Origin of the sequence: Streptomyces azureus, assembly GCF_001270025.1 — a bacterium.
Taxonomy (GTDB): domain Bacteria; phylum Actinomycetota; class Actinomycetes; order Streptomycetales; family Streptomycetaceae; genus Streptomyces; species Streptomyces azureus.
On sequence record NZ_DF968216.1, the window covers coordinates 65,950 to 83,894 of the forward strand.

General features: G+C 71.6%; 19 protein-coding genes. 11 read left to right on the forward strand and 8 right to left on the reverse strand.

Annotated elements, in window-relative coordinates:
• Positions 1-100: 100 nt before the first annotated feature.
• The gene (locus AOQ53_RS05810) at positions 101-1,303 is read left to right on the forward strand and encodes a serine hydrolase domain-containing protein (RefSeq protein WP_059415548.1); all 1,203 of its coding nucleotides are present in this window, start codon (positions 101-103) and stop codon (positions 1,301-1,303) included.
• On the opposite strand, the gene AOQ53_RS05815 is transcribed toward AOQ53_RS05810, so the two are convergent.
• The gene (locus AOQ53_RS05815; RefSeq protein WP_059415550.1) at positions 1,300-2,364 is read right to left on the reverse strand and encodes an acyl-CoA dehydrogenase family protein; all 1,065 of its coding nucleotides are present in this window, start codon (positions 2,362-2,364) and stop codon (positions 1,300-1,302) included. The two genes, AOQ53_RS05810 and AOQ53_RS05815, sit on opposite strands and share 4 nt — an antisense overlap.
• A gap of 65 nt (positions 2,365-2,429) precedes the next feature.
• Positions 2,430-3,542: a substrate-binding domain-containing protein gene (locus AOQ53_RS05820; RefSeq protein ID WP_059415646.1), complete on the reverse strand. Its 1,113-nt coding sequence runs from the start codon at positions 3,540-3,542 to the stop codon at positions 2,430-2,432.
• Between the two features lie 78 nt (positions 3,543-3,620).
• On the opposite strand from AOQ53_RS05820, the gene AOQ53_RS05825 reads away from it, so the two are divergent.
• The 3 genes from AOQ53_RS05825 (at position 3,621) to AOQ53_RS05835 (ending at position 6,085) form a co-directional block, all read left to right on the forward strand.
• A complete protein-coding gene (locus tag AOQ53_RS05825) occupies positions 3,621-4,058 on the forward strand; it encodes a MarR family winged helix-turn-helix transcriptional regulator (RefSeq protein ID WP_059415552.1) in 438 nt (145 codons plus the stop codon).
• A 200-nt stretch (positions 4,059-4,258) separates the two neighbouring features.
• Positions 4,259-5,149, forward strand: a complete 891-nt coding sequence (locus tag AOQ53_RS05830) for a glycoside hydrolase family 19 protein (RefSeq protein WP_059415554.1) — start codon at positions 4,259-4,261, stop codon at positions 5,147-5,149.
• A gap of 27 nt (positions 5,150-5,176) precedes the next feature.
• Positions 5,177-6,085, forward strand: a complete 909-nt coding sequence (locus AOQ53_RS05835; protein ID WP_059415556.1) for an aldo/keto reductase — start codon at positions 5,177-5,179, stop codon at positions 6,083-6,085.
• A 4-nt stretch (positions 6,086-6,089) separates the two neighbouring features.
• Here AOQ53_RS05835 and AOQ53_RS05840 read toward each other — a convergent pair whose 3' ends face one another.
• A complete protein-coding gene (locus AOQ53_RS05840) occupies positions 6,090-6,548 on the reverse strand; it encodes a pyridoxamine 5'-phosphate oxidase family protein (protein ID WP_059415558.1) in 459 nt (152 codons plus the stop codon).
• 274 nt (positions 6,549-6,822) lie between these two features.
• On the reverse strand, positions 6,823-7,227 hold the full coding sequence (locus AOQ53_RS05845) for a tautomerase family protein (RefSeq protein ID WP_059415560.1): 405 nt from the start codon (positions 7,225-7,227) through the stop codon (positions 6,823-6,825).
• A gap of 159 nt (positions 7,228-7,386) precedes the next feature.
• Between AOQ53_RS05845 and AOQ53_RS05850 the strand changes: the two genes are divergently transcribed.
• Together AOQ53_RS05850 and AOQ53_RS05855 are read left to right on the forward strand one after the other, a co-directional pair.
• Positions 7,387-7,782 (forward strand): VOC family protein, encoded by a 396-nt coding sequence (locus tag AOQ53_RS05850; RefSeq protein WP_059415562.1) that lies wholly within the window; start codon positions 7,387-7,389, stop codon positions 7,780-7,782.
• Between the two features lie 39 nt (positions 7,783-7,821).
• On the forward strand, positions 7,822-8,895 hold the full coding sequence (locus AOQ53_RS05855) for an adenosine deaminase (RefSeq protein ID WP_059415564.1): 1,074 nt from the start codon (positions 7,822-7,824) through the stop codon (positions 8,893-8,895).
• Here AOQ53_RS05855 and AOQ53_RS05860 read toward each other — a convergent pair.
• On the reverse strand, positions 8,877-9,392 hold the full coding sequence (locus AOQ53_RS05860) for a mycothiol transferase (RefSeq protein ID WP_059415566.1): 516 nt from the start codon (positions 9,390-9,392) through the stop codon (positions 8,877-8,879). The two genes, AOQ53_RS05855 and AOQ53_RS05860, sit on opposite strands and share 19 nt — an antisense overlap.
• A 41-nt stretch (positions 9,393-9,433) precedes the next feature.
• Complete coding sequence (locus AOQ53_RS05865) at positions 9,434-10,402, reverse strand: LysR substrate-binding domain-containing protein (RefSeq protein WP_059415567.1); 969 nt, start codon at positions 10,400-10,402, stop codon at positions 9,434-9,436.
• A 117-nt stretch (positions 10,403-10,519) separates the two neighbouring features.
• Here AOQ53_RS05865 and mgrA point away from each other — a divergent pair, with 117 nt between their 5' ends.
• Positions 10,520-11,512 carry an L-glyceraldehyde 3-phosphate reductase gene (gene mgrA, locus AOQ53_RS05870; RefSeq protein ID WP_059415569.1) on the forward strand — a complete coding sequence of 331 codons (993 nt, stop codon included), beginning with the start codon at positions 10,520-10,522 and terminating at the stop codon, positions 11,510-11,512.
• Between the two features lie 64 nt (positions 11,513-11,576).
• Here mgrA and AOQ53_RS05875 read toward each other — a convergent pair whose 3' ends face one another.
• Entirely contained in the window at positions 11,577-11,864 is a 288-nt protein-coding gene (locus AOQ53_RS05875; RefSeq protein ID WP_059415571.1) for a DUF1905 domain-containing protein, read from the reverse strand.
• 69 nt (positions 11,865-11,933) lie between these two features.
• Positions 11,934-12,320, reverse strand: a complete 387-nt coding sequence (locus AOQ53_RS05880; protein ID WP_059415574.1) for a nuclear transport factor 2 family protein — start codon at positions 12,318-12,320, stop codon at positions 11,934-11,936.
• Between the two features lie 338 nt (positions 12,321-12,658).
• Between AOQ53_RS05880 and AOQ53_RS05885 the strand changes: the two genes are divergently transcribed.
• The 4 genes from AOQ53_RS05885 to AOQ53_RS05900 are packed head-to-tail and all read left to right on the forward strand — an operon-like array spanning position 12,659 to position 17,926.
• Positions 12,659-13,069, forward strand: coding sequence for a hypothetical protein (locus tag AOQ53_RS05885; RefSeq protein WP_059415575.1), 411 nt, complete (start codon positions 12,659-12,661; stop codon positions 13,067-13,069).
• A 46-nt stretch (positions 13,070-13,115) separates the two neighbouring features.
• Positions 13,116-15,446, forward strand: coding sequence for an FHA domain-containing protein (locus tag AOQ53_RS05890; RefSeq protein WP_059415577.1), 2,331 nt, complete (start codon positions 13,116-13,118; stop codon positions 15,444-15,446).
• Between the two features lie 9 nt (positions 15,447-15,455).
• Positions 15,456-16,943, forward strand: a complete 1,488-nt coding sequence (locus AOQ53_RS47970) for a hypothetical protein (RefSeq protein ID WP_408055139.1) — start codon at positions 15,456-15,458, stop codon at positions 16,941-16,943.
• On the forward strand, positions 16,940-17,926 hold the full coding sequence (locus AOQ53_RS05900; protein ID WP_059415579.1) for a serine/threonine-protein kinase: 987 nt from the start codon (positions 16,940-16,942) through the stop codon (positions 17,924-17,926). Before AOQ53_RS47970 ends, AOQ53_RS05900 begins: the two co-directional genes overlap by 4 nt.
• Positions 17,927-17,945 lie beyond the last annotated feature (19 nt).

Consider the following 17,945-nt stretch of genomic DNA (forward strand, 5'->3'; position numbering starts at 1 on the left):
CTCGGTATCCCGTCCCAACGATCAACCCTGAAGCCCGAGTTGGGCGTCATCCGCACCGAGGGGCAAGCCCTGCCCCTCGGTGAACTGGAGGCACACACCCATGAAGCAGCGGGCTTCACGCACTGTCTCATTCGGCCTGGCCGTGGCGTTGGCGGCCGGAACGGCGGCACTCGCCCCGTCCGCACACGCGGCACAGCCGCAGCGCGACCACGAGGCGACCCGGACCGCACTGCGTGACCTGGTCGACAAGGGCGGACTGCCCGGAGTGGCCGCCAAGGTCCGTGACAACAAGGGAAGTTGGTACGCGGAGGCCGGCCACGCCGATACCGGCACGGGCCGCGAGCGTTCCCCCGGCGACCACTTCCGCGGGGCCAGCATCACCAAGACGTTCGTCGCGACCGTCCTGCTCCAGCTGGAGGCCGAAGGCAGACTGAGCCTGGACGACACGGTCGAGCGATGGCTGCCCGGCCTGGTGCGGGGCAACGGCTACGACGGCGACAAGATCACTCTGCGGCGGCTCCTCAACCACACCAGCGGCATCGCCAACTACACCGACGACCCCGCGTTCGTCCACGACGCCGCCGGTCCCGGGTTTCCGGAGCACCGGTACGACACGCACACGCCCGGGGAACTCGTGGCGATCGCGCTGAAGTACCCGCCGCTGCCCGACCCGGAGAGGACGCCGGTGTACTCGAACACCAACTTCGTCATCGCCGGGATGGTCATCGAGAAGGTGACGGGCCGCTCGTACGCGCAGGAGATCACCCGCCGCATCATCCGGCCGCTGAAGCTGCGCGGCACGTCGTTCCCCGGCACGTCACCCCACATGCCGAAACCCCACCCCGTCGGCTACTCCCGGCTCCACCAGGACGCCCCGGACGCCCCGATCCATGACGCCACCGAACAGAACATGACCTGGCTGGGCGCGGCCGGCGATGTCATCTCCACCAGCGGCGACCTCAACCGCTTCCAAAGAGCCCTGATCAAGGGCGAACTGCTGCCCCCGAAGCAGATGAAGGAATTGCTCGACGAGGTCCCCGCGGGGGGTGGGCTCGGGTACGGACTCGGAGTCGAGTTCGCGCAGCTGTCCTGCGGCGTGAAGGTCGTGGGCAAGAGCGGCCGTACCAACGGCTCCCTGTCCGCGATGGTCGGCACACAGGACGGGAAGCACCAGCTGACGTTCAACATCAACGGTGACTGGCTCCCGGACCCGTCGCTCTACATCAACGTGATCGAAGCGGAGTTCTGCGGCAGCGTCCCGTCCCGCACGGACAAACCGTCGGCGCTGCCCCGGCTCGACTAGCCGGACGCCAGCGCGCCGAGGTGCGTCCGGCGTGCCTCGGCCGTCTGGGCCTGCACGAGCAGGAACATCCCCTCGCGTGCCAGCCGCTGCGCTCGGCTGTCCAGGGCCATGGACCGGCCACCCCCGGCCACGATCGCCGCGGTCGTGGCCGCCCGCAGCACGTCGTACGCCCGTGCCTTCAGCGCCAGGCGTTCCGGGACGCACTCGTGCGGGGCGGCGTGGTCGGCCAGGGCGTAGGCCTCCCGCCGGACGTCGTCGAGCCGGGCCCGCAGCGCCCGGGCCGGCTCCCGGCCGTCCGGGGCGTCCGCCACCAGGTCCAGCGCCGCGCCCGCCACCCCGAACACGGCCGGACTGGTGTTGGCGGCCCTGGGCAGATCGACCAGGGCGAACTGCTCCTGCGAGGTGCGCAGCACGACGGAGTCCTCCGGCACCCACAGGCCGTCCAGCTCCAGGGAGACCGTACGGGCGGCGGTGAGAGCCGCGAGCCGCATCGGCGCCGACGGACGCATCCCCGGCTGTTCGCGGGCCTCGGCGACGACGAACACCACCTCGGCCGCGTCCGTCACGCCCGCCAGCAGCATCACGTCGTTCAGACCCCAGCCCGTGTACCAGGGCACCGTGCCCTCGAAGCGCCAGCCGCCCCGCTCGGGCACGGCCCGCACCAGCACGCGGGGGAAGGCACGGACGTGCGCGTACGCGATGCCGGCCAGCGACTCGCCGGTCGCCAGCGGGCGCAGCAGCTTCTCCCGGACCGGCGAGTCGTATGTGGCGAGCAGCTTCACCGGAGTGTGGTGCTGTGTCTGCACGAACCATGTGGAACAGCACGCCCCGGCCAGGATCTCCGCGACCTCCCGCGCCACGGCTGCGGGCGCGTCCGCCCCGCCGTACTCCTTCGGCGCGCCCAGCCCGAGCAGGCCCGACCGCCTCACCGCCTCGATGTGGCTCGCCGGCATCCCCTCCTGGTCGACGCGCTCGGCGTGCGGGACGAGGAGATCGTGCGCCAGCCGCTGTGCGCGGGTGACGAGGGGGTGGGGCGGGACGGCGGGGGATGCGGAGCTCATGGAGGAATTCTCGCGCTCGCGCGGCGTGGCGTGTCGATCCCGGGGTGTGTCGTTCGACGGCTCCGTCAAGGACGCGCGCCGCGCAGGTCCAGTTCCGTCAGCACGTCGAAGTCGAGCCCGTCGGCGCGGGCCAGGTAGATGCGCTGGCGGACATGACTGTCCCGCAGGTGCAGCAGTCCGCGCGGGCCCTCGTACGACACCGCGCCCGCCGCCGCGCCGATCGCCGACACGTCCAGCGTCCCTGCCCGCTTCAGCAGCGCGGCCAGCAACAGCACGCCCTCGTAACAGGACTCGCCGAGGCTGCCGAGGGCGGGTGCCTCGACGCCGTAGCGGGCCGCGTACTGCCCGTGGAAGTCCAGAGTGTCCCGATTGGCCAGCGAGGCGAAGAACCCGGCCGTGCTGTAGAGGTCCTGGGTGGCCGACGGGCCGCTCGCCATCAGCATGTTCTCGTCCATCAGCGTGCTCAGCCGCAGACAGCGCGCGTGCAGGCCGTGCGCCGCGAACGCCCGGTTGAAGCGCACCGCGTCGCTGCCGACGAGCAGCATCAGCACCCCGTCGGCGTCCGAGCGCTCGATACGGCGGAGCACCGGCTCGAAGTCCTGGGTGCCGAGCGGGAGGTAGACCTCGCCGGCGACGGACCCGCCCGACCGGTGCGCGTACCCGCGTGCCGCCCGTGCCGTTCGCCGCGGCCAGACATAGTCGTTGCCCACGACGAACCACCGCCGCACCCCGCGCTCGTGCGCCAGCAGATCCATCGCGGGCCGCAGTTGGTCGCGCGGCGTCTCGCTCGTCAGGAACACGCCCGCCGTGTCCTCACCGCCCTCGTACAGCGCGGTGTACACGTACGGGACGCGGTGCGCGATCCGCGGCGCCAGCGCCTGGCGCACCGAGGAGATGTGCCAGCCCGTGACGCCCTGCACGACGCCCAGGTCCACCAGGGCCTCGACGTGGCCGGCGACCTCGCCGGGCGCGCCCGAGCCGTCGACCGGCACCAGCCGGAGCTCCCTGCCGAGCACGCCGCCGTCCCGGTTGACCTCCTCGGCGGCCAGCCGCGCGCACAGCTCGCAGGTCGGCCCGAAGATCCCGGCCGGTCCCTGTAGGGGGAAGACGAGGGCCACGCCGAGCACGGAGTCGTCGGCCGTGAACCACTCGGACGCGGTGAGGTCGTGCCGGAACATGGCGTCATGATTCCGGCTCGGCCGGACGAACTCCACCGCGTCTCCTAGGATGGACGCACCTCGTGAACTAGGAGCAGGATGCCCACCCCGACCCCGCGCCGGCCCGACGACCTGGTGCAACTGCTGACGCGGGCGGAGCGCCTGGCGGCGCGGCGGTTGCGGGCCGTGCTGGAGGAGGAGGGCTGCTCGCTCGACGCGTGGCGGGTGCTGGCGCTGCTGTCCGACGGCGAGGGGCACCATATGACGGCGATCGCGGAGGCCGCCTTTCTGCCGCCTCCGACGCTGACCAAGCTGGTCGACCAGCTCGTCGACGAGAACCTCGTGCACCGCCGGGTCGACCCGTTCGACCGCCGCCGCGTCCTCGCCCACCTCACTCCCCGCGGCCAGGAGTACTGGCAGCGGCTCGACCGCGCGGTGCGGGCCGGCTGGCCCCCGCTCGGCGACGGCGACGACGAACTGCTGAGGTCCCTGCTGGACCGGCTGACCGTGACGCTGGCGGAGTCGGCACGCGTGTGAGCCCGGGGTGACCCCGGTGCACGGATGACTGGTCTACACCCTTGACTGGTACAGACCAACGCGGTTGAGTGTGCCTCCGACAACCCCCCACCACGGCCGCGCCACCCACGCCGTGACCGGTCCTCCCGGTGCGTGCGGTGAAGGCTCTGCTCCGCCTTGCCCGTGACGGGTGCGGCCGTGTTCCGCAAAGGAGTTGATCCGTGTCGAGACGCCGTGTCTCCGCCGTCCTGGCCGCCCTCGCCCTAGCGGGCACCGCCCCGGTACTCCTGCCCGCCACCAGCGCCTCCGCCGCCGCGTGCTCCAGCTATCCCAACTGGGTGGCCGGCAAGTCGTACGCCGCCGGCGACATCGTCCGCTACACCGACGGCAAGGCGTACGCAGCCGAGCACGCCAACCCGGGCTACGACCCGACCATCAGCACCTGGTACTGGGAGCCCTACGCCTGCGACAGCGGTCCGGGCACGCCCGACGCGCGCTTCGTCGTGACCGAGGCGCAGTTCAACCAGATGTTCCCGAACCGGAATCCCTTCTACACCTACAGCGGTCTCACCGCTGCCCTGAGCGCCTACCCCGGCTTCGCCGACACCGGCAGCGACACGGTGAAGAAGCAGGAGGCCGCCGCCTTCCTCGCCAACGTCAGCCACGAGACCGGCGGCCTGGTGCACGTGGTGGAGCAGAACACCGCCAACTACCCGCACTACTGCGACTGGAGCCGCCCCTACGGCTGTCCGGCCGGCCAGGCCGCCTACTACGGGCGCGGCCCGATCCAGCTGAGCTGGAACTTCAACTACAAGGCCGCGGGCGATGCGCTCGGCATCGACCTGCTGAACAACCCCTGGCTGGTCCAGAACGACGCGGCCGTCGCCTGGAAGACGGCCCTGTGGTACTGGAACACCCAGACCGGCCCCGGCACCATGACCCCGCACAACGCCATGGTGAACGGCGCAGGCTTCGGCCAGACCATCCGCAGCATCAACGGCTCCCTGGAGTGCGACGGCAAGAACCCGGCACAGGTGCAGAGCCGTGTGAGCAACTACCAGCGGTTCACGCAGATCCTCGGGACGTCGCCCGGCGGCAATCTCTACTGCTGACGGCGAGGAGTGTGTGAGACTCCCCCGATGAGCTCACAGATGATCACCGCAGACGCCGCGGGCACCTGGAAACTCGGCGACCTGCCCGTCCACCGCCTCGGTTTCGGCGCGATGCGGCTGACGGGCAGTGCCGCCTTCCATCTCGGCACTCCGAGCGACCGCGACCGGTCGATCGCCGTCCTGCGCAAGGCGATCGACCTCGGCGTGAACCACATCGACACGGCCGCCTTCTACTTCTCGTCGCTGCGCTCCGCCAACGAGCTCATCAACAGCGCGCTGGCGCCGTACCCCGACGACCTCGTCATCGTCACCAAGGTGGGCCCCTACCGGACCTACGACGGGGAGTGGGGCACCTCGGCCCGCCCCGAGGACCTGCGCGGGCACGTCGAGGAGAACCTGCGCCAGCTCGGCCGCGACCACCTGGACGTGGTCAACCTGCGCCGCATGCCGAAGTACGACTCGATCGCCGAGCACTTCGGCGCCCTCGCCGAACTGCGCGAAGCAGGCCTGATACGCCACCTGGGGATCTCCAACGTCGAACCCCGCCACCTCGCCGAGGCGCAGGCCATCGCGCCGGTGGTCTGCGTGCAGAACCCGTACGCCCTCGACCGCCCCGATCCGGCCACCGAGGAACTGCTGCGGATCTGCGGTGAACAGGGCATCGCGTTCGTGCCGTTCTATGCCGTCGCCGGCGAGGGCGGGGAGCGCGGCGCCACCACCGCCCATGACGAGGAGGTACGCGCCGTGGCCCGCGCCCACGGCGCGAGCCCCGCGCAGATCCGCATCGCCTGGACCCTGCACCAGGGCCTCCATGTGCTCGCCATCCCCGGCACCGGCAACCCCGACCACCTCGTGGAGAACGTGGCGGCGGGCGCGATCCGCCTCACGGAAGGGGAACTGGACCGACTGAACGCGCCGCGCCGAAAGGCCGGTTGACCGGTCAGACCACCCAGGCTCCGTCCCGCATGAGATGTCGGCGCGGCAGTTCGTGCTCCTCGCACCACGCCTGGACCGCGCTCGGCCGCACCCGGAAGAACGCGTACGACGCGTGGTCCTCGCGCGGATCCCAGCCGGTCTTCGCGCGGAACGCCTCGGCCGCCTCCGGTGGCACCTCCGGGGCCGTGAACGTCTCCACGTCACCGTCGACGAGGACGACGTCCCGGGTGTCCGCGAAGGCCAGCCGGGCCCGTCGGCCGTCCCGTAGATTCCGGCCCGTGGGATTGGTCAGCCGTGTGCACAGCCACACAGCCTCGTCGTGCCACACGAACCAGAGCGGAACCAGGCACGGCACGCCTTCGGTGTCCGCCGTGGCGACCCAGATGTCGATCTCCCGCCCCAGACGGTGCAGAAGGTCCGCCTTGCGCTGCTCGGGCGTGCGGGGTGGCTCGGTGATCTTCATTCCCGCGACGCTAGTGGGTGGCCGGGCGGACCGCCTCGGGCGGAGGACGTAGGCCGGGGGCCTAGGCCCGTCGTTCGGATCAGGTCGCAGACGCGGGGTCTGGCACGCGCATCTGCGGCGTTGTCGTCGGCCCCCGACTCCCACGAGCTCTCGGCTCCGCTCGAGCAGGGAGGACCTCCATCGCGTCGACTCCCTCCTCCGCCTTGCAACTGCACGCACCAGACTCCGCTCACCGGCGCTGACGAGATGCCGTCGATTCCCCGCGTGATCCAGATCACAGACCCGGGGCCCCCGGGGCGCCGAGGTACTGCGCCCGTCCCTCTCCGAGCGACCAGTCGGCCGGTCCGTTCTCCGTCAGGACGACGAACACGTTCCGCGGCTCGATGCCCGCGTAGGAGTGCGCGAGCTCGGCGATCCTCCGGTACAGCGCCTGCTTGTGCGCGGGCGTGCGACCGGAGCGCCAAATGATCGCGACGTAGGCGATGCCGTCGTCGCGGTGCACGCCGAGGTAGTCGTCGTACCGGAGGGTGCTGCTCGCGCCGTCGTGGTCCACCAGGACCTGGAAGCGGTCGTCGGGCGGGATGGCGATCGTCTCCACGAGGGCGTCGTGGACGGCACGGCCGAGTGCGGCGAGTCGCTCGGGGCCGGCCCGGAGCGTGTCTATGCGGACGAAGGGCATGAGGTCTCTCCGGAGTCGCAGGGTCGTTGAGACGGTTGATGTACATACTAGTAGGTACAGTGGATGCACATGCTGGTAGGTCCAGAACTCCCGACTGTTTGCGCCCCGTGCGTGTTACGTATAACCTCTCCCGTCGACCACACGCTCCGAAAGGCCCTGATGCGACGTATCGCCCTGGTCACCCTCGTCGTCGACGACTACGACGAGGCGATCCGCTTCTACACCGAGGCTCTTGGATTCCGGCTCGCCGAGGACACTCCCCGGCCCGGCGGGTCGCGTTGGGTCGTCGTCGAACCCGGTAGTCCGGGGACGGGCAGCGGTCTGCTGCTCGCCCGTGCCGAGGGGGAGGCGCAGCCCGGCCGGGTCGGGGACCAGACCGGCGGGCGGGTCGGGTTCTTCCTGCACACCGACGACTTCGCCCGGGACCACGCCCGGATGACCGCAGCGGGCGTCACGTTCCTGGAGGAGCCGCGGCACGAGCCGTACGGAACCGTCGCCGTCTTCCAGGACCTGTACGGCAACCGCTGGGATCTGCTCCAGCCCGCCACCGACTGACCGCCCCGACCGAGAACGCACCTTCCGAGGAACACGCACATGACCGCGCCCCGCATCGACACCCTCCGCCGGCTGCCCAAGGCCGTGCTGCACGACCACCTCGACGGCGGCCTGCGCCCCGCCACCGTGGTGGAGCTCGCGGACACGATCGGCCACACCCTGCCCACCACCGATCCCGCCGAACTCGCCGCCTGGTACTACGAGGCCGCGAACTCCGGCGACCTGGTGCGCTACATAGCCACCTTCGAACACACCCTCGCCGTGATGCAGACCCGCGAGGGCCTGCTGCGCACCGCCGAGGAGTACGTGCTCGACCTCGCCGCGGACGGTGTCGTCTACGGCGAGGTGCGCTACGCCCCGGAGCTGATGGTGAAGGGCGGGCTGGCCCTGCCCGAGGTCGTCGAGACCGTGCAGGAGGGGCTCGCGGCCGGTATGGCCAAGGCGGCGGCCGCGGGCACGCCCGTGCGCGTCGGGACGCTGCTGTGCGGGATGCGGATGTTCGACCGCAGCCGGGAGATCGCCGACCTGGTCGTGGCGTTCCGGGACGCCGGTGTCGTCGGCTTCGACATCGCCGGCGCCGAGGACGGCTTCCCGCCCGCCGACCACCTCGCGGCCTTCGAGCACCTGCGCCGCGAGAACGTGCCGTTCACCATCCACGCCGGTGAAGCGCACGGCCTGCCCAGCATCCACCAGGCCCTTCAGGTGTGCGGCGCCCAGCGCATCGGGCACGGCGTGCGCATCACCGACGACATTCCCGACCTCGCCGCCGGCAAGCTCGGCCGTCTCGCGGGCTGGGTGCTCGACCGGCGTGTCGCCCTGGAGATGTGCCCGACCTCCAACCTCCAGACCGGCGCCGCGACCTCCATCGCCGAGCACCCGATCACCGCGCTGAAGGACCTCGGCTTCCGCGTCACCCTGAACACCGACAACCGGCTCGTGTCGGGCACCACGATGACCCGCGAGATGACCCTGCTGGTCGAGCAGGCGGGCTGGACCGTCGAGGACCTGTGCACGGTCACGGTGAACGCCCTGAAGAGCGCGTTCCTCCCGTTCGACGAGCGGAACGCGCTCATCCGGGACGTGGTCCTGCCCGGCTACGAGGCCGCGCTCTGAAGGAGCCCGCGCAGGTAGGCGGCCTGTCCGATGTGCTGGAGATCGTCGGACAGGACGCTGACCAGCCGTACGCCCAGGGTGACGGGCGGGTCCCAGCGCTCGTCGACGACGCGCTCCAGATCCTTGGCCGCCAGGCCGCGCAGGGCGTCGAGGGTCTGCGCGTGCACCGCGTCGTAGTAGCCGGTCAGCAGGTCGCCGGAGTCGACGCGGACCTTGGCGACCTTGGCGGGGCTGTGGCCGTAGCCCGTGTCGTGGCGGGGCAGACCGAGACCGAAGCGTTTCTCCCAGTCCTGGGACAGCCACACCTGGTCGAGGTCGAAGGCGTCGGCGACGTGGTCGTCCTGGACGCGGGTGAGGTGCCAGACCAGCCAGGCGATGGAGTTGGTGTCGGGGGAGGGGCGGGCGCTCAGTTCGTCGGGCCCGAGGCCCTCGACGGTGGCGTGGACTTCTTCCCGGATGCGGTTGTAGCCGTCGATGAGGATGTCCTTCGCATGCATGGCTCCACCATCGCGCATCACCGCGTCTCGTGCGTCCCGGTTCACACGCCGCTGGTCTCCGCTTGCGCGCCTGCGGTCCCCGGTGACGCGCCCATGGTCCCCGGTGACGTGCCTGTGGCGCCCAATGGCGCGCCCGAGGCCTCCAGCAGCGCCATCAGCGCCCGGGCCGCCGGGCTGGTGGCCTGCAGGGGCGGCAGCAGGGCCACCGTCTCGTAGACCGCCTCGCCGGTGCCCTTCACCGGCAGTGCGGTCAGGGAGGCGCGTTTGTGCGCGAAGTGCCGCGGCACGACGGCGACGCCGAGGTTCTCGTCGACCAGGTCTAGCAGGGTGTGCACGTCGTTCACCTCCAGGGCCACGGTCCGCCGTACGCCCGCGGCGGCGAACACCGTGTCGGTGGTGCGGCGCGGACCCCAGTCCGGGTGGAAGTCGACGAACACCTCACCGCCCAGCTCCTCCGGCGTGACGGCCGCGCCGGCCGAAGCGAGCCGGTGACTGGCGTGGCACAGCAGCGTCATCGGCTCGCTGGTCAGCGGCACCGACCGCAGTTGGTCGCTGTCCGCCTGCGTCCGTACGGCGAACGCCAGGTCGAGCCGCCCGGCCGCGACCTCCTCCGCGAGCGCGCCCGACCCGGCCTGCCGCAGACAGATCTCCACGTCCGGATGCTGATGCCGGAAGGTGGCGAGCAGTCCCGCGACATGCACGCCGGCGATGCACTGCTCACTGCCGAGTGCGAGCATGCCGCGCAGGACGCCCTGCACCGCCGCCACCGCCTCGTGGGCGGCCCGCACCTGCGCCAGGATCCGCTCGGCCTCACCGAGGAGAGCCCGCCCGGCCGGGGTGAGCGTGACCCGGCGGGTTGTGCGCACGAACAGCGGCGTCTGGAGCTCCCGCTCCAGCGCCCGGATCGAGGCCGACAGGCCGGACTGGGACACCAGGAGTCGTTCCGCCGCCCGGGTGAAGTGCTGGTCCTCGGCGACCGCGACGAAGTGCTGCAAGTGGCGCAGTTCCATGACTGAGAAGCGTAGCCGCTGAATTCCATCGGATTCTTCTGTTGGACGCATGGGCGCAGGTCACGACAGAGTGGACACCGGTTTCTTCCCGACCGAGCCAACCCCTCTGGAGTCGCGTTGTACACCGCACACCCCGACCGCTACGCGGACATGCCCTACCGGCGCACCGGACGCAGCGGCCTGAAGCTCCCCGCGCTCTCGCTCGGCCTGTGGCACAACTTCGGCCCGGACCGGCCGGTCGAGACGCAGCGAGCCATCCTGCGCCGCGCCTTCGACCTCGGCGTCACCCACTTCGACCTCGCCAACAACTACGGCCCGCCGCCCGGCGCCGCCGAGTCCGCGCTGGGCGAGTTCCTGAAGTCGGACTTCGCGGCCTACCGCGACGAGCTGGTCATCTCCACCAAGGCCGGATATCTGATGTGGCCGGGCCCGTACGGCGAGTGGGGCTCGCGCAAGTACGTGCTGTCCTCGCTGGACCAGAGCCTGAAGCGGATGGGCCTGGACTACGTCGACATCTTCTACTCGCACCGCCCCGACCCGGAGACCCCGCTCGAGGAGACGATGGGCGCCCTGCACTCGGCGGTGCAACAGGGCAAGGCGCTGTACGTCGGCATCTCCAACTACTCCGCGGAGCAGACCCGCGAGGCCGCCCGCATCCTGGGCGAGCTGGGCACCCCGCTCCTCATCCACCAGCCGCGCTACTCGATGCTGGACCGCCGCCCCGAGGACGAGGGCCTGCTGGACGCCCTCGACGAGCTCCAGGTTGGCTCCATCGTCTTCTCCCCGCTGGAGCAGGGCCTGCTCTCCGCCCGCTACCTCGACGGCATCCCGGAGGGCTCCCGGGCCGCGAGCGACAGCCCCTTCCTGAACTCCGACGCGGTCACCGAGGAACTGGTGGGCCGGCTGCGCGACCTGAACGACATCGCCGAGTCGCGCGGCCAGACCCTCGCCCAGATGGCGCTGGCGTGGGTGCTGCGCGGCGGCCGGGTCACCTCCGCGCTGGTCGGAGCGAGCAGCGCGCAGCAGCTGGAGGACAGCGTCGGGGCCATCGGCAACCTGGACTTCGACGCGGACGAGCTGGCCCGTATCGACGCGGTCGTCAAGCAGTAGCCGCCCCCGGCCTCCCCGGGGGCGGCGGCCGCCCCCGGGACAGGTTCTAGTGCCTGCTGGGGCACTAGGAACCGATCCGCTCCTCCAGGCGCACCGTCACAGAGTCTCCCTCCTCCTTGCCGATGGCCTTGCGGACGTCGGCCTTCACGGGCAGCTTGTGCGTGCCGTCGCCCAATGCCATGAACGAGCTGCGGAAGGGGTGCCCGTCGATCGTCCCGCGGACCTTGACCAGGCCGCGGGTGCCGAAGAACTCGACGGACCGGGGCCAGACCAGATAGGTCCAGCCGCCCTCGGCGGGGCTCCTGCGCAGGACCGCGGTGAATTCCGCGTCCAGGTTTCCGGTCGTGGCCATGGTGTCCTCCGGTGTTCGGTCGCCTCTCACACGGCAGACCGCCGGACACCGGGAAACTCATCGCCGGTCTCAGGCGGCCCCGGCGGGCATCCGGTCCAGAAAGCCGAGCACGGCCCTGATCCGGCCCTGCTCGTCCAGCGTGATCACGTCCGACCCGGCCACGGGCGCCGAGCCGTCGGTCTCGCTCACCAGCTCCCACGAGAAACGCGCGATGTGGTGGTGCCCGTCGACGGCGCCGGCGAGCCGGAACACCAACCCCGGGAACTGCTCGCGGGCCGCCGCGATCAACGCGGCGATCTGCTCATGGCCGCGGACGTCGGCCAGGGGGTCGGTGTAGCCGCCGTCCTCGGTCCAGGCGGCGGCGACCGCCTTCCCCCGCGCCGCCGGGTCCTCGGCGTTCCAGGCCTCGAAGTAGCGGGCGACGGCGTCCTCGTAGCGGTGAGCGGGTGCGGACATGGGCGATCAGCCTCCGAAAGACCGTCTCTGCTGGTCAGGGCCCGGATCACCGCTCGCGGCGAACCGGCACGGACCACCCTGCCCGGACCCGGCGGGACCGTCGATTACCTCCGGAGTCATGCCCTGTGGCGACCGCCCGCAGCGTTTCGGCCAACTCGGGGTGTGAACATGTCAGGAGAGTGGCCGGAAAGACATGGTGACAGTGTTTCAGTAGTGAACATACTGACCAGCGAGAGCGCTTCACATCCAGCGACGGCGCCCTCACGCACAGCACGCGAGCCGCAGAGCGGGCAGGACCGGCAGGCAGGCAGGCGGGCAGGGCAACGGGGGAGGGGCACGTGCACGACGAGTTTCTGTGCCATGTCACGGCGTACGGAGTCTGCGACGGCCGCCGCATCGGAGTCCCGCTCGGCACTTACCGGGCGCCCACCCTCGCCCTCGCCCTGTGGTGGCTGCGCGACCGCGCCTCCTGGATCGCCCAGCGCCTCGACCCCCAGCCCGACGCCGAGCACTTACCGCCGGGCGCGCTGGTGCCGGTCGCCGAGACCGTGCCCGACGTGCCCACCCTGCTGCGCGCCTGGTGCGCCGATCCCGGTCAGCAGGAGCGGGTCGCCGAGGAGTTGGCGGCCGGACGGCTGGTGCGCATCGCCACCAGCGACGACACCACCGAGTACGAACTGCTCGCCGAGTCCGTGGACGCCCTGCGGATGCAGCGGACCGCTCCCGTCCTGGGCGTACCCGTGGCCTGAGCGGCTCACCGAGTCATACATCAGGCAAATCGGTAGAATCTTGGTCATGGCGCAGTCGTCGGTAGCACCAGAACTCGTCCTGGAGACCGAGACGGGCTCCACAGTGATGATTCCGGGCCGCGATTACCACGTCGGGCGCGACCCGTTGAGCGACATCGTCATCGACGACGACCGGGTCTCCTGGCACCACGCGGTGCTGCGGCCCGACGACGGGCACTGGACCATCGAGGACGAGAACAGCACCAACGGCACCTACGCCGACGGCCGCCGCATCCACGAGTGGGACGTCGGCCCCGGCAGCGTCATCCGCCTCGGCAACCCGGCCGACGGACCGCGCGTGGTCCTGACGGGCCGCCCCGCACCGGCCCCGGAACGCCCCTCCGCCGTCTCCATGCCGGCCATGACGGGCACCTACCGGCAGCCCACGACCGTACGGCCGCTGCCCGCCCGCACCGTCCGCATCGGCCGCGCCACCGACAACGACCTGGTCATCGACGACCTGGTGGTCTCCCGCCGGCACGCCGAACTGCGCGCCCTGCCCGACGGGACCTACGAGATCACCGACCTCGGCAGCCACAACGGCACGTACCTCAACGGCAGCCGCGTCACCAGCGCACCGGTCGGCCAGGGCGACATCGTCGGCATCGGCCACTCGGCGTTCTGCCTCGTCGGCGACCAGCTCCAGGAGTACGTCGACACCGGTGAGGTCTCCCTCGACGTGCAGGACCTCGCGGTGACCGTCGACCGGGGCCGCAAGACGCTGCTCGACCACGTGTCGTTCCCGGTGGGGGAGAAGTGCCTGCTCGCCGTCGTCGGCCCGAGCGGCGCCGGCAAATCCACGCTCCTCAACGCCCTCACCGGCCAGCGGCCCGCCGACCACGGCACCGTCCTCTACGACGGCCGCGACCTCTACCGCGACTTCGCCGAGCTGCGCCAGCGCATCGGCCTCGTCCCGCAGGACGACATCCTGCACGCCCAGCTGACCGTCCGCAAAGCCCTCTCCTACGCCGCCGAGCTGCGCTTCCCGCAGGACACCGCCAAGTCCGAGCGGCGCGCCCGGGTCGACGAGGTGATCCGCGAACTGGGCCTGGAACAGCGCGCCGACCAGCACGTGCACAGCCTGTCCGGCGGCCAGCGCAAGCGCGTCAGCGTGGCCCTGGAACTGCTGACGAAGCCGTCGCTGCTGTTCCTCGACGAGCCGACCTCCGGACTCGACCCCGGCATGGACCGCTCGGTGATGCACATGCTGCGCGGCCTCGCCGACGACGGCCGGACCGTCATCGTGGTCACCCACAGCGTCCTCAGCCTGGACGTGTGCGACCGGCTCCTCGTGCTCGCGCCCGGAGGGAAGATCGCCTACTACGGGCCGCCCGAGGACGCCCTGGCGTACTTCGGTTTCGAGCAGTGGCCGGAGGCCTTCGAGGCCTTCGACCGGGACGCCGACCGGGACTGGGCCGGGGACTACAGCGCCTCGCCCTTCCACGGCCGGTACGTCGCCGACGCCACCGCCCAGCCGCAACAGCCCCGTTCCGAACCCGTCGCCATCACTGCGCCGCCCCGGCCGCGCAGCCGGGCCGCCCAGCTCAGCACGCTGGTGCGGCGGTACGCGGCAGCACTCAGCGCCGACCGCACCTTCCTGATCATCATGATCGCCCTGCCGTTCGTGATGGGCGTGATGGCGCGGGCCCTGGCGGGCGGCAAGCTGACGCAGGACACGGCGATGAACGCCCTGCTCATCCTGTGCGTCGGTGCGGTGCTGACCGGGGCCGCCAACGCCGTGCGCGAACTCGTCAAGGAACGGGTGATCTACCAGCGTGAGCGGGCGGTGGGCCTGTCCAGATCGGCGTACCTGATGTCCAAGGTCGTCGTCCTGGGTGTCATCACCGTGCTCCAGGCGGTGGTGCTGACCCTGGTCGCCCTGCTCGGCGTGGACCTCAACGCGCCCGGCGGCGAAGGCGTGCTGATGTCGCCCCTGGTGGAGATCGCGGTCGCCGTCGCGCTGCTGGCGTTCACGGCGATGATGCTCGGCCTGTTCATCTCCGCGCTGGTGCGCAAGGAGGAGGTGACGATGCCGCTGCTCGTGCTCGTCGCCATCGTCCAGGTCGTCTTCTGCGGTGCCCTGCTGAAGCTGGACGGTGTGCCCGGGCTGGAGCAACTGGGCTGGCTGGTGCCCGCGCGCTGGGCCCTGGCCGCGATGGCCGGCACCGTCGGGCTGTCCCGGATCGTGCCCGACGAGCTGACCAAGGACCCGCTCTTCGAGCACTCGGCGGGGACCTGGCTGCTCGACGTCGGGATGCTGCTCGTCCTGTCGGCGCTCTTCGGCTTCCTGGTGTCCCGGCTGCTGCGCCGCCACGAACCGGCCGTGATGCGGAAGTAGGCAGCCCCTATGACGACTCCCGGTTTCCGGCCCACCCACGTCGTCCCGCAGCACGGGATGCCCGCCTGGGAGGCGCCCGACCCGGCCCGGCCCACCGTGGACCTCGACCCCCTGCTGCCGGTGCAGCTCCTGGAGCGGCAGGGTGACTGGGGGCATGTGCTGTGCTTCAACGGCTGGTCGGCCTGGGTCGACGGCCGCCGCCTGGTCGCCGTACCGCAGGATCCGCCCGCCGCGGACGGGCCGCTCACACGCAGCGCCGATCCACGCCCGCTGCTGGCCCGTACGCAGGAAGCCCTGGCTCGCTACCGTTCCGCGGTCGAGGACCTCGCGGGCGGTCTGGACCGGGAGTCCTTCCACGCCCGCACCCACGGCCTGCGGATCGGCGTCGTCGTCGACGGCGAGTCCGTGTGGCTCTACGACGCCGCCCACGGGCACTGGGTGTACGCCGACGGCACCCGGGCGAACACGTACGCGACGGACGACACACCCCGTGCGCACCCGGAGCCCCGCCCGTCCGAGCCCCCGGCCCCGGTGCGCGCCCCCACCCGGGTCGTGCCCGCGGAGGCCGTCGGGACGACACCCGGGGCCGAGCGAGTGGGCCCGGGCGAGCAGTCCGCCCCGCCGCCCGAGGCGCCGCCCACGCGGGTTGTACCGTCTGAGCCTCCGGCATCCGTGTCTCGCGAGGCTGCCGAGCCCACGCGGGTCGTGCCGCCTGAGGCTGCCGAGCCGGCGCGAGTGGTGCCTCCCGGGGTCCCCGAGCCGACGCGGATCGTTTCGCCGACGGCTGCTGAGCCGAGGCGGATGGTGTCGTCGGAGGTTGCACAGCCGAGCCCGGTCGTGCCTCCTGAGACTCCCGAGCCCTCCCGGATCGTGCCTCCTGAGGTCCTCGCTCCCACGGAGGTGGTGTTGCCTGAGGTGTCCGAGCCCCGTCGGGTCGCGCCTTCTGAGGCTGTGGAGGCGACGCGGGTGGTGTCTCCTGAGGCGTCCGAGCCCCGTCGAGTCGCGCCTTCTGAGGCTGCGGAGCCAACCCGGGTGGAGTCGCCGGAGGTTGCGGAGGCGACGCGGGTGGTGTCTCCTGAGGCGTCCGAGCCCCGTCGGGTCGCGCCTTCTGAGGCTGCGGAGCCAACCCGAATGGTGTCGCCGGAGGCTGTGGAGCCGACGCGGGTGGTGTCTCCTGAGGCGCCCGAACTCCCTCGGAACATGCCTTCCGAGGCCCCCGAGCCCACTCTGCTGGCATCCCCCGCAGCTCCCGGCGCTCCCGAGCCGACGCGGGTCGTGTCTCCTGAGGCCCCCGAGAACCCTCGGAGCGTGCCTCCCGAGGGGCCTGTGCCAACAGGGGTCGTGCCCCCCGACGCGCCGCCCACCCGGGCCGTGTCCCCCGAGGGGGACGGCGCACCGGCTCCGGACAAGGAGGCGGGCCGACCGGCCGAGGCGCCCACGCGGGTCGTGGGGTCCGAGCCCACCCGGAGCGTGTCGCCCGAGGGTGACGCCCGTTGAGCCGCGAGACGAGTCTGTTCTCGGGGCGGCCCTCCGAGCTGGTCGGGCAGCAGATCGCCGGGTACCGGATCGAGCAGGAGATCGGGCGCGGCGGCATGGCCGTGGTCTACCGGGCCCGGGACCTGCGTCTGGAGCGCACCGTCGCGCTCAAGCTGCTCGCCCCGGAACTCGCCCGCAACGACACCTTCCGACGCCGCTTCACCCACGAGTCCCGGGCCGCCGCCGCGATCGACCACCCGCACATCGTGCCGGTCTTCGAGGCCGGCGAGACGGACGGAGTGCTGTACATCGCGATGCGGTTCGTCGCCGGCAGCGACCTGCGTCATCTCCTGGACCGGGAGGGCCCCTTGCCGCCCGCCACCGCCGTGCGCGTCGCCGCCCAGGTCGCCTCCGCGCTCGACGCGGCTCACGACCACGGCCTGGTGCACCGGGACGTCAAGCCCGGCAACATCCTGGTGTCCCGCGGCACCGACAGCGACCACCCCGAGCACGTCTACCTCACCGACTTCGGCCTGACGAAGAAGTCGCTGTCGCTCACCGGCTTCACCACGGTCGGCCAGTTCGTCGGCACACTCGACTACGTCGCCCCAGAGCAGATCTCGGGCCGCCCGGTCGACGCCCGCTGCGACGTCTACGGCCTCGCCTGCGTCGTCTACGAGATCCTCGCCGGCCACCCGCCCTTCCTACGGGACGACGACATGGCCCTGCTGTGGGCGCACCAGTACGACGATCCGCCGCCGCTGACTGAGGCCCGCCCCGACCTCCCACCACAGGTGGACCCGGTGTTCGCCAAGGCCCTCGCCAAGCGCCCGGACGACCGCTATCCGTCCTGCCTCGACTTCGTCGCCGCGCTGCGCGCCGCGGCGGCCGGCGGCGGGGTCGTCACCGGGGCCGCCCCTGCCCGGGCGGGCCGGCAGCCGGGGGAGGAGCGGCCGAAGCCGCCCCCGCGCTGGGCCGAACCGGTCTTCGTCGAGCGGGCGTAGAGCAGCGGACGAAGGGCAG

Bases quoted from the DNA above. Each gene is read 5' to 3' on its own strand.
- AOQ53_RS05890 (WP_059415577.1), top strand. From the start codon at position 13,116: ATGGCGCAGTCGTCGGTAGCACCAGAACTCGTCCTGGAGACCGAGACG.
- AOQ53_RS05820 (WP_059415646.1), bottom strand. From the start codon at position 3,542: ATGTTCCGGCACGACCTCACCGCGTCCGAGTGGTTCACGGCCGACGAC.
- AOQ53_RS47970 (WP_408055139.1), top strand. From the start codon at position 15,456: ATGACGACTCCCGGTTTCCGGCCCACCCACGTCGTCCCGCAGCACGGG.
- AOQ53_RS05810 (WP_059415548.1), top strand. From the start codon at position 101: ATGAAGCAGCGGGCTTCACGCACTGTCTCATTCGGCCTGGCCGTGGCG.
- AOQ53_RS05850 (WP_059415562.1), top strand. From the start codon at position 7,387: ATGCGACGTATCGCCCTGGTCACCCTCGTCGTCGACGACTACGACGAG.
- AOQ53_RS05875 (WP_059415571.1), bottom strand. From the start codon at position 11,864: ATGGCCACGACCGGAAACCTGGACGCGGAATTCACCGCGGTCCTGCGC.
- AOQ53_RS05845 (WP_059415560.1), bottom strand. From the start codon at position 7,227: ATGCCCTTCGTCCGCATAGACACGCTCCGGGCCGGCCCCGAGCGACTC.
- AOQ53_RS05855 (WP_059415564.1), top strand. From the start codon at position 7,822: ATGACCGCGCCCCGCATCGACACCCTCCGCCGGCTGCCCAAGGCCGTG.
- AOQ53_RS05815 (WP_059415550.1), bottom strand. From the start codon at position 2,364: ATGAGCTCCGCATCCCCCGCCGTCCCGCCCCACCCCCTCGTCACCCGC.
- AOQ53_RS05880 (WP_059415574.1), bottom strand. From the start codon at position 12,320: ATGTCCGCACCCGCTCACCGCTACGAGGACGCCGTCGCCCGCTACTTC.
- AOQ53_RS05840 (WP_059415558.1), bottom strand. From the start codon at position 6,548: ATGAAGATCACCGAGCCACCCCGCACGCCCGAGCAGCGCAAGGCGGAC.
- AOQ53_RS05865 (WP_059415567.1), bottom strand. From the start codon at position 10,402: ATGGAACTGCGCCACTTGCAGCACTTCGTCGCGGTCGCCGAGGACCAG.
- AOQ53_RS05860 (WP_059415566.1), bottom strand. From the start codon at position 9,392: ATGCATGCGAAGGACATCCTCATCGACGGCTACAACCGCATCCGGGAA.
- AOQ53_RS05835 (WP_059415556.1), top strand. From the start codon at position 5,177: ATGAGCTCACAGATGATCACCGCAGACGCCGCGGGCACCTGGAAACTC.
- AOQ53_RS05825 (WP_059415552.1), top strand. From the start codon at position 3,621: ATGCCCACCCCGACCCCGCGCCGGCCCGACGACCTGGTGCAACTGCTG.